General features: G+C 69.0%; 12 protein-coding genes and 2 tRNA genes. 4 read left to right on the forward strand and 10 right to left on the reverse strand.

The genetic code is table 11. The features are described 5' to 3' along the window. The coding region (locus tag AC1DFR_RS08780; RefSeq protein ID WP_476873135.1) for an HNH endonuclease at nt 1–1,126 on the forward strand (1,126 nt) is incomplete at its 5' end. 223 nt (nt 1,127–1,349) lie between these two features. On the opposite strand, the gene leuD is transcribed toward AC1DFR_RS08780, so the two are convergent. Together leuD and leuC are read right to left on the reverse strand one after the other, a co-directional pair. Further along, a complete protein-coding gene (gene leuD, locus AC1DFR_RS08785; RefSeq protein ID WP_018773513.1) occupies nt 1,350–1,952 on the reverse strand; it encodes a 3-isopropylmalate dehydratase small subunit in 603 nt (200 codons plus the stop codon). Nucleotides 1,953–2,041: 89 nt separating this feature from the next. Further along, nucleotides 2,042–3,496, reverse strand: coding sequence for a 3-isopropylmalate dehydratase large subunit (leuC, locus tag AC1DFR_RS08790; protein WP_223916419.1), 1,455 nt, complete (start codon nt 3,494–3,496; stop codon nt 2,042–2,044). A gap of 130 nt (nt 3,497–3,626) precedes the next feature. Between leuC and AC1DFR_RS08795 the strand changes: the two genes are divergently transcribed. Together AC1DFR_RS08795 and AC1DFR_RS08800 are read left to right on the forward strand one after the other, a co-directional pair. Beyond that, the gene (locus tag AC1DFR_RS08795; protein ID WP_026266447.1) at nt 3,627–4,346 is read left to right on the forward strand and encodes an IclR family transcriptional regulator; all 720 of its coding nucleotides are present in this window, start codon (nt 3,627–3,629) and stop codon (nt 4,344–4,346) included. 13 nt (nt 4,347–4,359) lie between these two features. Then, nucleotides 4,360–4,896, forward strand: coding sequence for a DUF1697 domain-containing protein (locus tag AC1DFR_RS08800; RefSeq protein ID WP_476873136.1), 537 nt, complete (start codon nt 4,360–4,362; stop codon nt 4,894–4,896). A 34-nt stretch (nt 4,897–4,930) separates the two neighbouring features. Here AC1DFR_RS08800 and AC1DFR_RS08805 read toward each other — a convergent pair whose 3' ends face one another. From AC1DFR_RS08805 to AC1DFR_RS08820, 4 genes are all read right to left on the reverse strand, one after another. Then, nucleotides 4,931–6,583: a GTPase gene (locus AC1DFR_RS08805; protein WP_476873137.1), complete on the reverse strand. Its 1,653-nt coding sequence runs from the start codon at nt 6,581–6,583 to the stop codon at nt 4,931–4,933. Then, complete coding sequence (locus AC1DFR_RS08810) at nt 6,580–8,352, reverse strand: dynamin family protein (protein ID WP_476873242.1); 1,773 nt, start codon at nt 8,350–8,352, stop codon at nt 6,580–6,582. The genes AC1DFR_RS08805 and AC1DFR_RS08810 overlap by 4 nt, the downstream gene beginning before the upstream one ends. Nucleotides 8,353–8,522: 170 nt before the next feature. Continuing rightward, nucleotides 8,523–8,595 (reverse strand) — tRNA-Glu (locus AC1DFR_RS08815). A 129-nt stretch (nt 8,596–8,724) separates the two neighbouring features. After that, a tRNA-Gln gene (locus tag AC1DFR_RS08820) sits at nt 8,725–8,796 on the reverse strand. Nucleotides 8,797–9,141: 345 nt separating this feature from the next. Here AC1DFR_RS08820 and AC1DFR_RS08825 point away from each other — a divergent pair. Further along, on the forward strand, nt 9,142–10,527 hold the full coding sequence (locus AC1DFR_RS08825) for a hypothetical protein (RefSeq protein ID WP_476873138.1): 1,386 nt from the start codon (nt 9,142–9,144) through the stop codon (nt 10,525–10,527). A gap of 37 nt (nt 10,528–10,564) precedes the next feature. Here AC1DFR_RS08825 and AC1DFR_RS08830 read toward each other — a convergent pair whose 3' ends face one another. From AC1DFR_RS08830 to AC1DFR_RS08845, 4 genes are all read right to left on the reverse strand, one after another. Next, nucleotides 10,565–11,290, reverse strand: coding sequence for an HAD family hydrolase (locus tag AC1DFR_RS08830; RefSeq protein WP_223916412.1), 726 nt, complete (start codon nt 11,288–11,290; stop codon nt 10,565–10,567). A 1-nt stretch (nt 11,291) separates the two neighbouring features. Next, the gene (gltX, locus tag AC1DFR_RS08835; RefSeq protein ID WP_476873139.1) at nt 11,292–12,809 is read right to left on the reverse strand and encodes a glutamate--tRNA ligase; all 1,518 of its coding nucleotides are present in this window, start codon (nt 12,807–12,809) and stop codon (nt 11,292–11,294) included. A gap of 117 nt (nt 12,810–12,926) precedes the next feature. Continuing rightward, entirely contained in the window at nt 12,927–13,703 is a 777-nt protein-coding gene (locus AC1DFR_RS08840) for a fumarylacetoacetate hydrolase family protein (protein ID WP_026538927.1), read from the reverse strand. A 5-nt stretch (nt 13,704–13,708) separates the two neighbouring features. After that, nucleotides 13,709–14,506, reverse strand: coding sequence for an MBL fold metallo-hydrolase (locus AC1DFR_RS08845; protein WP_476873140.1), 798 nt, complete (start codon nt 14,504–14,506; stop codon nt 13,709–13,711). Nucleotides 14,507–14,544 lie beyond the last annotated feature (38 nt).

A 14,544-nucleotide genomic window follows, 5' to 3' on the forward strand; every position in this document is an offset into this window, starting at 1 on the left:
CACCGCCCTGGAAACCGGGCAGCTGAACGAATGGCGCGCCACCCTGCTCGTACGCGAAACCGCCTGCCTGACCGCCGCCGACCGGGCCGCCGTCGACGAGGAATTGGCGCCCGACGCCGGGACGTTCGCCGGGGCCGGTGACCGGTCCCTGGTCGCCGCGGCCCGCACCGCCGCGTACCGGCGTGACCCCCGCTCCGTCACCGAACGCGCCGCCCACGCCGCCAGTGAGCGGCGTGTCAGTCTCCGCCCGGCCCCCGATGCGATGACCTGCCTGACCGCGCTGCTGCCCGTGACCGCCGGCGTCGCCGTCTACAAGGCGTTGAGCGGGCACGCCGACACCCTCCGTGCCGCCGGGGACCCGAGGGGCCGCGGGCAGCTCATGGCCGATGCCCTGGTCGAACGCACCACCGGCACCCCGGGCGGGATCACCGGGGTCGAGATCCAGCTCGTCATCACCGACCGCACCCTCTTCCAGGGAGACTCCGAACCGGCCGTCCTGCCCGGCTACGGCACCGTCCCCGCCGCATGGGCCCGCAGTATCATCAACCCGTCGCCGTGCGGCAGTTCCCCGGGACACAGCGGTCCCCCTGGATCCGGCGCCGCGGCCCCGAAGACGGACAGAAACGGTGACGGCCAGTCCGGCCGTCCCCCGGGACCGGGCGGCGCCGCCGGGAGCGCCAATGACCCCGCGTTCAACCTCTGGCTCCGGCGGCTCTACACCCACCCCGGCACCGGCGAGCTCGTGGGGATGGACTCCCGCGCCCGGCTCTTCCCACCCGGGCACCGCCGCTTCATCAAGGCCCGCGACGACACCTGCCGCACCCCCTACTGCGACGCGCCCATCCGCCACCTGGACCACATCATTCCCTGGCACACCGGCGGAGAAACAACCAGCACCAACGGCGCCGGACTCTGCGAAGCCTGCAACCACACCAAAGAAACCCCCGGCTGGACTGCCCGGACCGTCCCCGCAGCAAGAGGCAGCGGCAGCAGGCACACCCTCGAACTCACCACCCCCACCGGCCACACGTACCACTCCACCGCACCACCGTTGCCCGGAACACCGCTCGGCCACCAGCCGCAGACCAGCCAGGCTCCGAGCCCGGTTCCCGCCAGCTTCACCTGATCCGGATTCGGGCGAAGGCCCTCAAGAGCCGCAAACGCGTTGCCGTCGCGGCGGCCTAAGCGCGATGAAGGCCGTACAAAACATGAGCACCGCACAAACACGAGTGCCGCCGTCGAGTCTTACAACTCGACGGCGGCACATCACCAGGCGCAGTGCCAGGCGCATCACTGGGCCCCGGCCCTCGGCCCAGGAGCCTAAGGTCAGGAGCCTCAGGTATGGAACTTTAGGACAAGCGGGCGGGCAGCGTCTTGGGCTTGAAGGAAGGCCGGGTGGCCTCGTACGCGGTGATGTCGGGTTCGTGCTTCAGGGTCAGCCCGATGTCGTCCAGGCCCTCGAGGAGGCGCCACCGCGTGTAGTCATCAATCTCGAACGGCGCCACAATGTTGCCGCACTGCACGGTCTTGGACACGAGGTCCACCGTCACCTCGGTACCCGGGGCGTTTTCAAGTTCTTTCCAAATGAGCTCGATGTCATCCTGGGCGACTTCGGCGGCAAGCAGGCCCTGCTTGCCGGAGTTGCCGCGGAAGATGTCGGCAAAGCGGGAGGACAGGACCGTCTTGAAGCCGAAGTCCTTCAGCGCCCAGACGGCGTGCTCGCGGGAGGAGCCGGTGCCGAAGTCGGGACCGGCCACCAGAACGGATCCTGCATTGAACGGCGCCTGGTTCAGGATGAAGGACGGGTCCTTGCGCCACGCGGCGAAGAGCGCGTCCTCAAAGCCGGTGCGCGTGATGCGCTTGAGGTACACGGCGGGGATGATCTGGTCCGTGTCGACGTTGCTCTGGCGCAGCGGGACACCGATTCCGGTGTGAGTGGTGAACTTTTCCATGGCGGATCCTTCGGGACTGTGTGGATCGAAACTGTATGGATCGAGGCTGTGTGGAGCGAGGCTTCGGATCTGGGCGGGAAAGGCGGAGACTACGCGGCGCCGACTCGGACCGCCGCGGACTCCGGAGCAGGGTCCAGATCCGACGGCGAACTCAGGGTGCCTCGGACTGCCGTCGCCGCAGCGACCACGGGCGAGACGAGGTGGGTGCGGCCGCCCTTGCCCTGGCGCCCCTCGAAGTTGCGGTTGGACGTGGAGGCGCAGCGCTCCCCCACCTCCAGCTGGTCCGGGTTCATGCCCAGGCACATGGAGCAGCCGGCGAAGCGCCACTCGGCCCCGAAGTCCTTGAAGACCTTGTCCAGGCCCTCGGCTTCAGCCTCGAGCCGGACGCGGGCGGAGCCGGGCACCACCAGCATGCGCACGGCCGGGTCCTTGGTCCGGCCCCGGATGATGTCGGCGGCGGCCCGGAGGTCCTCCATCCGGGAGTTCGTGCAGGAGCCCAGGAACACCGTGTCCACCCGGATGTCCTTCATCGGGGTGCCGGCCTCGAGCCCCATGTACTGCAGGGCGCGTTCGGCGGCGGCCTTGGCGTTTTCATCGCCGAAGTCATCGGGCGAGGGCACCTTTGCGGACAGCGACACGCCCTGGCCCGGGTTGGTTCCCCACGTCACGAACGGTTCCAGGGTGTCGGCGTCGAGGTCCACCTCGACGTCGAACGCTGCGTCGTCGTCGGTGTGCAGCGTGTTCCAGTATTCGACGGCGGCATCCCAGTCGGCGCCCTCGGGCGCATGCGGGCGGCCGTGCATGTAGTCGTACGTGGTCTGGTCCGGAGCCACCAGCCCGGCGCGGGCGCCGGCCTCGATGGACATGTTGCAGATGGTCATCCGGGCTTCCATGGACAGCGCACGGATGGCGGAGCCGCGGTATTCCAGCACGTAGCCCTGCCCGCCGCCGGTGCCGATCTTGGCGATGACGGCCAGGATGATGTCCTTGGCGCTCACGCCGGGGCGCAGCGTGCCCTCAACATTGATCGCCATGGTCTTGAACGGCTTCAGGGACAGCGTCTGGGTGGCCATGACGTGCTCCACCTCGGAGGTGCCGATGCCCATGGCGAGCGCTCCGAAGGCGCCGTGGGTTGAGGTGTGCGAGTCACCGCAGACCACGGTCATGCCGGGCTGTGTGAGGCCCAGCTGGGGGCCCACCACGTGCACGATTCCCTGTTCGGCGTCGCCGAGGGAGTGCAGGCGGACGCCAAACTCCTGGCAGTTGTTGCGCAGGGTCTGGATCTGGGTCCGGCTGGTGAGATCGGCAATTGGCTTGTCGATATCCAGCGTGGGAGTGTTGTGGTCCTCGGTGGCGATGGTGAGGTCCGGACGGCGCAGCTTGCGGCCGGCGAGCCGCAGACCTTCAAAGGCCTGCGGCGACGTCACCTCGTGCACCAGGTGGAGGTCAATGAAGAGGAGATCCGGCTGGGCGTTGGCTCCTTCGCCGTCCCCCTTGCGCACTACGTGCGCGTCCCAGACCTTCTCGGCCAGTGTCTTTGCCACGGCCTGCTCCCTTCACTGCGGTAAGTATTGTGCGTTCCGACGGACTATCTCCTCCACTGAACCAGCACAGCCAAGTAATACGCCAGCGCGTTGACTTGCATCTCAGATAATGAGACGTCAATATCATTACATGGACAATTCTAGTGGAGTCGGTGTCATCGATAAAGCGGCCCATGTGCTTGACGCACTTGAGGCCGGCCCCACCACCTTGGCGCAGCTGGTGGCGGCCACGGGACTGGCCCGGCCCACCGTGCACCGGCTGGCTCTCGCGCTGGTGCACCACAGGCTCGTGAGCCGCGATATCCAGGGCCGCTTCGTGCTCGGGAGCCGTCTGGTGGAACTGGCCTCCGCCGCCGGCGAGGACCGCCTCATCGCCTCCGCCGGCCCCGTGCTCATGCAACTGCGCGACGCCACCGGCGAAAGCGCCCAGATCTTCCGCCGCCAGGGTGACTGGCGCGTCTGCGTGGCCTCCGCCGAACGCCCGATCGGGCTGCGCGACACCATCCCCGTCGGCACCCAGCTGTCCATGAAGGCCGGCTCCGCCGCCCAGGTGCTGCTGGCGTGGGAGGACCACGACCGCCTCCTGGAAGGCCTCCAGTCCGCCCGCTTCACCCCCACCGTCCTGGCCGGAGTACGACGCCGGGGCTGGGGCCAGAGCCTCGGCGAACGCGAGCCCGGTGTCGCCTCCGTTTCGGCCCCCGTCCGCGGGCCGTCCGGCCGCGTGATTGCCGCGGTGTCCATCTCCGGCCCGATCGAGCGCCTGACCCGCCAACCGGGGCGCCTGCACGCCGAAGTGGTCTGCAACGCCGGCCGTGTCCTGACGGAAGCGCTGCGCAAGACCAACGACTAAGTATGCTGTGCCCATGAACAGCTATGCGGTCTTCCTGCGGGGCATCAACGTGGGCGGCATCAATATCAAGATGGCCGATCTCAAGAACGCCCTGAAGTCCCGGCCATTTTCGGGTGTCGTAACCCTGTTGGCCAGCGGCAACGTCGTGCTGGCCAGCGAGCTGGATCCGGCCGGCGTCAAAAAGGAATTCGAGGCGTGCCTGCGGGAAACCTTCGGCTACGACGCCTGGGTGGTGGTGCTCACCGCGGGCCGTGTGGCAACCCTGGTGGAGGCCTGCCCCTACCCGGCCGACGACGCGTCCACCCATACGTATCTGACGCTCGCCTCTGATGAAGAGGTCCTCTCGGAGCTGCTCGAGGCAGGCAGGGCCTTGGACGGGGCCGAGCTCACCCGGCTGGGCCCGGAAGCCCTGGCCTGGCTCGCCCCCGCCGGCGGCACTCTGGACAGCCCTTTCAGCAAGCTCTCCTCGAAGGCGAAGTACAAGGCTGCCACCACCACACGCAACCTCCGCACCATGATCAAGGTCCGCGAAGCCGCGGCCGGGATTTAAGCAGGCCGCATCCGGCCGGCCCCGCACGTACGGCTCACTGCCGACCCGCGGCGGCCTTCAGCACGGCCGTGAACTTCGCCAGGCGGCTGAGCTCACGTTCCACGGGCGCCACGACGAGTTCCCCCGCGACGGCGGCGACGGCGGCTGTCAGTCGCTTCCGTGCCACGGCACTGCGTGACGCTGCCGCGGCTCCGGAGATGAACCGCGCCCCAATCGCCAGGACGATGCCCAGCAGCACTCCCCCGGCGATCATCACCGTAGGAACCGGCCAGCCCTGGACCCGTGGGACCTCTGGCACCGGCAGTTGCAGGTAGCCGAGCGCAGCCAGGACTCCCAGCCACGCGAACCCGGCCAGGGCCGTTACCAAGGCGAGCCACTGAACCGCGTTGAACACAGCCCACCACCAGGATTTCCTGCCAGCGGACAACTCCGTGGAGGCAATTGCCTGGTCCAGGGCATCCGGCAGCCGGTCGTTTCCTTCCCGGGCGGCGCCGCGGATGGCCGCCCGCCACGGGCCAGGGGCACCGGCGGACGCCGCCTCAGCGAATTCCCGGACGGCGGCATCGGTCCGCGCCTGTTCCGGCGCCCCGGCAGGAGGCAGCGAGGTCCGGTTCAGCTCAGGCTTGGCACCCTCGCGGCGCAGGTTGAGACGCCGCAGCGGATCCGGCCGGAACCTGGCCAGCCAGCGGGTCACCGGCCAGCCCGTGCGCCGGGTTGCCTCCAGCCGATAGGACCGGGCGACGGCGTCGACCACCAACGGCACATTGGCGGCCGCAGCCAACTCCCCCGCCAGCCGGGCCTTGGCCGCGGCCGTCGCACCTGCGGCCGTCCCGCCACCAGCGGCCGTCGTGCCACCCGTGGGCAGGCCTGACGCCTCGGCAAGCCGGGCGGCGGCCAGCGTGACATCTGCCGCAAGTCGCTGTGACATCGCTTTACGCTGCATCGCCACCTGCCGGATCGCGGCCCGCACCTTGTCCACCCCCGTCCCCAGCACGGCGGAAGCCCCGAGGACCTGAACTTTGTCCAGCCCGTCCCGCGCCAGGATAGCTGTGAGGGATTCCAGGACCGGCCGGACCTCGTGCTCCGGGAGCCTGTCGATTTGGTTGAGCACCACGATCGTCACGGCCCCGTGCGAGGACAGCGGTGCCAGGAAATCGTTGTGCACGGCGGCGTCGGCATATTTCTGCGGATCGAGGACCCAGACGAGGACGTCCACCAGGCCCACCATCCGCTGCACAATCTCACGGTTGGCGGCCCTGGTCGAGTCAAAGTCCGGCAGGTCCAGAAGGATCAGCCCGGTGTCGTCGTCGGCGAACCCTTTGATCGGTGCCGCAGCGTGGCGCTTTCGGACCTCCAGCCAATCCAGCAGCGCATCGCTGCCCTGGACGCCCCAAATGCCCGCCAGCGGCTCGGTGGTGGTCGGCCTGCGCACGGCCGCCGTCGCGATCTCCTCGCCGCTTACGGCATTGAAAAGCGATGACTTGCCGCTGCCGGTGGCTCCAAAAAACCCGACCACCGTGTGGTCTCCGGACAGCGACCGCCGCGAACTCGCGCGGTCGAGCACCTGCAGGACACCGGCCAGGATCTCCTCCGGGAGGACTCCGGATGCGAGCTCCGTGGCGCTGTTGAGCGCTTCCAGCCTGCGATCGAGCTGGGACGTCTCGCGGGCGGCCGCATGACGGCTCATGACGTGGCCGCCAGCCGGCGCAGTGCCGCCGCATGCCCGGCAATGGCTGAGGGCGGCACGCCGCCGTCGACCTCCAGCCGGGTCAAGAACCTCCGACACTCCGCAGCCAGCAGGCCCTGGCACCGCAGATGCAGGTCTTCGCGCGCGGTCCGGGCCAGCCGGCGGACGGCGTCCTCCCCGAATACTGCCTCCAGGAGGCGCTGACCCACGACGGCGGTGCCGCCGGCAACTCCGATCTCAAGCCCGGTCAGGCCCGCGGTCATGGAGAACACCACAATCATCAAGGCAGCGCCGAGGCCGTTGATTCCGAAGGACAACCAGCGGGCCTGGGTGCGCTTGCCCTGGCCTTCGGTGCGGATGAGTTCCATCAGGCTCCCCTGCCAAGCGCGGATTTCGGCCGCCACAGCATCCGCGAAGCCCTCGGAGGCACCGGAAAGATCGTCGGTGCCCAGCACATGCCTTCCGGCGGGGTCTGAACGCCACCGCTGGTCGGTGTGCTCGGCGGCCTTGGCGGCTTGATCGACAATGACCGCCTGCAGTCCCGTTTCGATCGCGGTTTCCACCCTGACCGCAGGCGCCGGTTCACCCCGGACGAACGCGCCCACGCGGTCACGGAAGCGTCCGATGTTCTGTTCCATGGCGCGGAAGAATTCCCCGGTCCCGACGAAGTCCTGCCAGCGCGCCAGCACTTCGCCGCGCAGCAGTGCGCCGTCGCGGGTGGCCTCGAGGATCCTGGCTACGGCGTCGTCATAGGCGTTGCGGGCGTCGGCTGCGAGAACATCGGCTGCGTGCTGCTGTTCGGACAGCGCCCGCTCCGCCACGTCGGCGCGGTGGGCGAGGGCGAGGAGGGTGCCGTTGAGGGTGCGCCGGGCGATTCCGGCCCGTCCCGCGGCGTCCCCGGCCAGCTTCCCGAGCCAAACGCGCAGCGGCTCGACGGCCTCTGCCGGAAGCATCCCCGCGGCATCCAGCGGCAGCTCCGGAACCACAAACAGTTTGGCGGCCCCCAGCCCTTCCCGGCTGAGCATGGCCTGCAGATCGGCGCTAACCTCCGCTTCCGCCGCTGGCGGCACCCGGTCCAGGACCACGGCCACCATGATGTCGCGGGAGGCCGCATCCAGGAGCAGGCGCCAGGGCACGGCGTCGGCATACCGGTTGGCTGTGGTGACAAACACCCAGAGGTCTGCGGCGGCAAGCAACTGCCCGGCCAGCTGCCGGTTGTTCTCGGAAATGGAGTCGACGTCGGGCGCGTCGACCAGGGCGATTCCGGGCGGGACCGCGGAGTCGGAGACAAGGACCAGGGAGGTCACCGGGCCGGGATCCAACGCCGCATCAGCCGGGGCCGGCGCCCGGCCGTCCACGAGGGCACCCCGGATGCGGCCCAGGGCCGGCAGCACCCGCTGGCCCTCAAACCAGGCGGCGTCGGCGGGATGGTGCAGCAGGATGGGCTGGCGGGTGGTGGGGCGGATCGCACCGGCCCGCGTGACGGGGTGGCCCACCAGGGCGTTGACCAGGGTGGATTTTCCGGCCCCGGTGGAACCGCCCACCACGGCCAGCAGGGGCGCGTCGAGGCTGCGGTACCGGGGCAGGATGTAGTCATCGAGTTGAGCCACGGCCCTTCGAAGGTCCAGGCGCGTTTGGTCCGTCCCGGGGAGGGCGAGCGGCAGCCGGAGGGCCGCGAGGTCCTGCCGCACTGCCTCCAGGAGGGCCACGCCGGTTGCGGCCCCGGGGCCGGTTTCATGGGAGCTCACTGCATCATCATGCCAGTTCAGAACGTGGTTCCTGCGGGGGCGCCGCTGCGCGGAACCAAAGCGCCATGCGCAGCGCCTAGCGGGACTCGGAGCGCCCGGCAATACGCCGGCGGACGAGTCTCGCCTGGAAGCCCAGCCATCGGGGGAAACGAAAAACGGCCCCGGGCTGATGCCCGGGACCGTTTTCATTGTGACCCCAGCGGGATTCGAACCCGCGTTACCGCCGTGAGAGGGCAGCGTACTAGGCCGCTATACGATGGGGCCGCGTACTTCCTGAACAGCATTTCTGCCATTCAAGCCAAATGATTGTTTCATACATTTGGCCGCCGTTTCAAATCGGACCAGCCGATTCAAAACTTCCGAATTTCAGCGGAAACCCGCGGAACTTCAGAGCTGGGATACCAGGACTCGAACCTAGAATGACGGTACCAGAAACCGTAGTGTTGCCAATTACACCATATCCCAAAGGCACTTTTGCTCCGGATGTTTGGGCCTAAACCCTCGCTCCCGGCGCCTCAGCACGAGTAATTACTTTACCCGAGAGTTTTCACTTCCACAAATCGGGCGTACGGCGGCGGGATCGGGCCGCCGGGGCGGGCCGCGCGCGGCGTCGATGGCGGCAATACCCGCGCCAGCCCTTGCCAATCCGGCGGAAACACGTTTACGCTCGGTAAGTTACCAACGAGTAACCACCCCTCCCCCACTCCGTTGCGGGCAGCTTTGCGCTCATTTTCCGGTGTTAGCTGCGTCACAGCTGCTGGGGTGGCCGACAGCAGAGCCGCTGCCGGCGGGAACGTCGAGAGGAATCATGTGCCACAGAGTCGTGCCGCTATCAGCAAGACCCGGACCCGTGCGCAGCAAATCGCCATCGCCACCCTGGCATTGCTGCTCATGGCCCTGCTGGGGTTCTATACCCTCGTCACGGGCCGCATCACGGACGGTTCGGCCAAGCTCAAGGACGGGGCCGCGCAGGCGTCCGCCGGAGCCGGCCAGCTGGACGACGGCGCCGGGAAACTCGCCAACGGCGCCAGCCTGGCCGATACCGGGGCCGGAAAACTTTCCGCGGGGGCGGAAAAGATCTCCTCGGGCATCAGCACCCAGCTGGCACCCGGGGCGGACAAGCTCCAGGCCGGTGCCGGCCAGTTGGCCGAAGGTGCCGTCAAGATCGAAGCCGACGTCACCAGCAAGCTGGCCCCCGGCGTCTACAAAGTCGACGACGGTGCGCAGAAGCTCGCGGCGGGGGCCGTGCAGCTTTCGGCCGCGCTGACGCCGACGCCGGCGGGCAACGCAGAGAACAACCTCGCCGACGGGGCCACCCGGCTCGACGGCGGCGCTGCCCGGCTGGCCGGCGGCACCGCAGCGCTGGCAGGCGGCACGGACCAGCTCAAGGGCTACCGCGGCGCCAACGGCAATCCGGAGGCCGGAACCGGGACCGCGGCCCTGGCTCAGGCGCTGGAACTGCTGGAGGCGGCGGCGGATGACCCGGTCAAGGGGCTCGTTCCGCTTTCGGTGGTGAAGGACAAGATCGCCAAGATCACCGCGGGCGCGCGCAAGCTCGACGTCGGTGCCAGCCAGCTGCAGGCCGGCGCGCAGCGGCTGCAGGACGGCGCGGGCCAGCTGAACGCAGGAACGGGCAAGCTCAAGGCCGGATTCGCGACGCTGGCCGGGAAGCTCAACAGCCAGGACCCCGGCAGCCCGGGCGTGGTGCTTGGCACCCGGCTTCTGGCCGACGGCACGTCCAAGATCCGGGTCGGGATGGACGGGGTCCCCGGCGACCCCGAGCACCCGGGCCTGCTCAAGGCCGCCGCCCGGATGACCGAGGGCAGCTCTCGCCTGGCCGACGGAACCGTGGCCCTGAACGCCGGGATCAAGGGCAATCCGGCCGATCCTGCCAACCCCGGCCTGCTGGGCGGCTCCCAGGCCCTGGCTTCCGGGGCCTCAGAACTCTCGGCCGGCAGCACCAAGCTGGCGTCCGGCTCCTCGAAGCTGGCCACGGGGGCGGATAAGCTCGCGGACGGCAACGCCCGGATTGCCGATGGCACCGGCACGCTGTATTCCGGAGCTGCCGCGGTGTCGCCCACCAGCTTGCTCCGGCAGTCCGACGCCGCCACGGCACTGGGACTCGTCGCGGTGCTGGCCCTTGGCGCCGTTGGCGCCTTCCTGGCGCTGCGGAAGAGGCAGGCCGGACCACGGTAACTTCCGGTGCCGGTTGCAGCGCCGGTTGCGGCGCCCGTTACAGCGGGGGTTGCGCCAGCAGGTCCAGCAGGGAGCCGACCTCGCGGCCCAAGAAGCCCGGGGCCGGTTCCCCGCCGCGGTTCAGCCAGACGCCGAGGAGGCCGGCCGCCGTCGAACCTTCCGCATCGAGCAGCCGGTTGTCACCGACGTACAGCGTTTGGCCGGGACCCGTACCGATCCGCCGGACACCCTCGAGGTAGATCGCCGGGTCCGGCTTTGCGGCGCCAACGGTGTCGGTGCCAACCAGAACGGTAATCCGTTCCAGCCCGGCCGCGTCCAGCTTCACGCGCTGATAGTCGTGGACGTTGTTGCTCACGGCGCCGTAGGGAATGCCGGCCGCGTCCAGGGCGTCCAGCAGGGGCCCGACGTCGTCGAACGCCCGGATGTAGCCGTGCTGGCGGCTCGCGTAGGAACTCACCCAGTGGTGGGCCTGTTCGCCGTCGGCAAGTTCGACGCCGAAGTACCCCAGCGCCGCCCGGCCGCGGAGCAGGCGCTGTTCATTGAACGTGATCTCGCCGGCCAGGTAGCGGTCGTAGAAATGGGTGGTCTCGCGGGTGAAGATCCGCCCGAACCTCTCCCACCCGGCCTCGTCCAGGCCGGGCAGGAGGTGCTCGCTGACGTCGCGGAGGGCCGCCGTCATGGCGAATTCGAGGTCCACGAGGGTGTCATCGATGTCGAACAGAACCCCCTGGACAGCGCCGCCGCCCAGGCCCGCTGCCAGCATGTCAGCCGCGGAAAGCGCGCAAGCGGGCCAAGGAGGAATCCTTGCCCAGGATGACCATGGACTCGAACAGCGGCGGGGAGATCCGCCGGCCCGAGACAGCCGTGCGGACCGGGCCGAACGCCAGGCGCGGCTTGACGCCGAGGCCTTCCACGAGGGCTTCCTTCAGGGCGGCCTGGATGTTCTCGGCCGTCCAGTCGGCAACGGGCTCCAGGGCGGCCAGGGCGGCGTCGAGCACCTCGGTGAGGTTCTCCGGCAGGCCCTTGCGGGCGTCATCGGCGACGTCGATGGCGTCGTCGGCCTTGAACAGGAACGCGATCATTTCGGGGGCCTCGCCCAGCAGCGATATGCGCTCCTGGATCAGCGGTGCGGCCTCGGCCAGGATCTCCTCATCGCGGTCCGTGAGGCTCTCCCCCACGAAGCCGGCGGCCTGCAGGTAGGGCACCAGGCGGCCGCGGAAGTCCTCGGCGCCGAGCATGCGGATGTGGGTGCCGTTGATGGCTTCGGCCTTCTTGATGTCGAAGCGGGCCGGGTTGGCCAGCACGTCGTTGACGTCGAAGTGCTCGATCAGCTGATCGACGGTGAAGATGTCCTCGTCGGCGGAGAGGCTCCAGCCGAGCAGGGACAGGTAGTTCAGCAGGCCCTCGGGGATGAAGCCACGGTCCCGGAGCAGGAACAGGTTGGACTGGGGGTCGCGCTTGGAGAGCTTCTTGTTGCCCTCGCCCATGACGTACGGCAGGTGGCCGAAGACCGGCATGTAGCTGGCGACGCCGATGTCCATCAGCGCCTGGATCAGCACCACCTGGCGGGGCGTGGAGGAGAGCAGGTCCTCGCCGCGGAGCACGTGGGTGATGCCCATGAGGGCGTCGTCCACGGGGTTGACCAGGGTGTAGAGCGGGGAGCCGTCGGCGCGGACAATGACGTAGTCCGGGATGCTGCCGGCCTTGAAGGTGATCTCGCCGCGGACCATGTCCGTGAACGTGACGTCCTCGTCGGGCATCCGGACGCGCAGCACAGGCTGGCGGCCCTCGGCCTTGAACGCGGCGAGCTGGTCCTCGGAGAGTTCGCGGTCGAAGTTGTCGTAGCCGAGCTTCGGGTCGCGGCCGGCGGCGCGGTGGCGGGCTTCAACTTCTTCCGGCGAGGAGTAGCACTCGTAGGCGTAACCGGCGTCGATCAGCTTGGCCACGACGTCCTTGTAGAGGTCCAGGCGCTGCGACTGGCGGTAGGGCTCGTGCGGGCCGCCGACTTCCACGCCCTCTTCCCAGGTGATGCCGAGCCATTTGAGGGCCTCGAGCAGCTGCTGGTAGCTCTCCTCCGAGTCGCGGGCCGCGTCCGTGTCCTCGATCCGGAACACAAAGGTGCCCTTCGTGTGCCGGGCGTGGGCCCAGTTGAACAGGGCGGTGCGGATCAGGCCGACGTGCGGGGTCCCCGTGGGTGACGGGCAGAACCGGACACGGACCGGGGTGTCAGCGGTAACTTCACCGGTGGAGGCAGCAAGGGCGGAGCTGGGAGCAGTAGTCATAGTGGTACCAACATTACCAATCTCTGCAACCGCCACTTGTCCGGATTTCCGCTGCGGAAACGGACAGCCGCCCCGTGGATCCACGGGGCGGCTGTCTGAAATCGGCGCGAAGAACCGTTAGCGGCGGACCACCGGGTTGGAGAGCCGTCCGATGCCCTCGATCTCGACCTCATAGCGGTCGCCTGCCTGCACGGCACCGACGCCGGCCGGGGTACCGGTCATGATGACGTCGCCAGGCAGCAGGGTGAAGGCCTGCGAGACGATGGAGACCAGCTCCCGGACGCCGCGGATCATCTGGTTGGTGCTGCCGTCCTGGCGCAGTTCGCCATTGAGCCGGCCCTGGATCTGCAGGTCCTCGGTGTCGAGCTCGGTCTCGATCCACGGCCCGAGCGGGGCCGAGGTGTCGAAGCCCTTGGCCCGGGCCCACTGCAGGTCCGTCTTCTGGACGTCGCGGGCGGTGAGGTCGTTGCCGCAGGTGTAGCCGAAGATCACATCATCGACCCGGTCCTCGGGCACGTCCTTGCAGATCCGGCCAATGACGACGCACAGCTCGGCCTCGAAGGAGACGTCCTCGGAGAACTCCGGCAGGACAATGGGATCGTTGGGCCCGATCACGGACGTGTTGGGCTTGAGGAACAGCAGGGGCTGTGCCGGGACCTCGTTGCCGAGTTCCCGGGCGTGCTCCGCGAAGTTGCGGCCAACCCCGATCACCTTGCTGCGCGGGATGATCGGCGCCAGCAGGCGGACGTCCTCCAGCTTGTGCTTCATGGGGGTTCGTTCCACGCCGTGGAAGAAGGGGTCGCCCTTGATGACAGTGACTTCCTCACTGCCGGGCTCACCTTCCACGATGCCGTAGAGGGGATCAGAATCGACTACAAACCGGGCGATACGCATGGTTCCTAGCCTACCGTCCCCTCGGTGTGCAGGTAGTCCAGCTGCGCTGCGACGGAGAGCTCCGCGGCGCGGCGGACGGAGGGGTCGACGTCGGCGTACACGGCGTCCGTGACGGCTCGGACATCGGCGTCGGCGCCCAGTGCCGCGAGGGCTGCCCGGACCTGTCCGAGCCGGCCCCGCCGGTGGTCCCGGTAGGCGCGGGCGACGGCGTCCAGGGCCGGCAGCACCGGGCCGTGGGCCGGCAGCACCGTGGCGGGCCCGAGGCGTTCGAGCCGGTCCAGCGAGTCGAGGTAGTCCCGGAGGGTGCCGTCGGGGTAGTCCAGCACCGTGGTTCCGGAGCCCAGAATCGTGTCCCCGGTCAGCACCGAGCCGTGCGGGCCGTCCTGCGGCAGGTGGAAGCACAGCGAATCCGAGGTGTGGCCCGGCGTCGCCAGAACCCGGATGTCAGTTCCGGCCGCCCGGATGGTTTCGCCGTCCTGCAGCGGGGGCGCGCCGTGGCAGTGGGCGGGGTCCGCGGCCCGGACCGGTGCGCCCGTCAAGGCCGAAAACCTCTCGGCGGCCGCGGTGTGGTCTGCGTGCCGGTGCGTGATCAGGATGAGTTCGACCGGTCCCTCGCCGGCCAGCGCCTGAAGGTGCGGCCCGTCGAGGGGCCCGGGGTCGACGGCGACCCTTGCCGCCGCCCCCGGGGCGGCAATGAGATAGGAGTTGGTTCCATCCAGGCTCATGGGGCCCGGATTCGGGGCGAGGCGGAACCGGGTCAGCTCACTGCTGCGGACAATGCCGCGGGATGTCTCGGAGGTCACGGACCCATCCTTGCATTGAATCGGGCGCCGTTGGCCCC

It is taken from the genome of Arthrobacter sp. 05T410 (assembly GCF_056396505.1).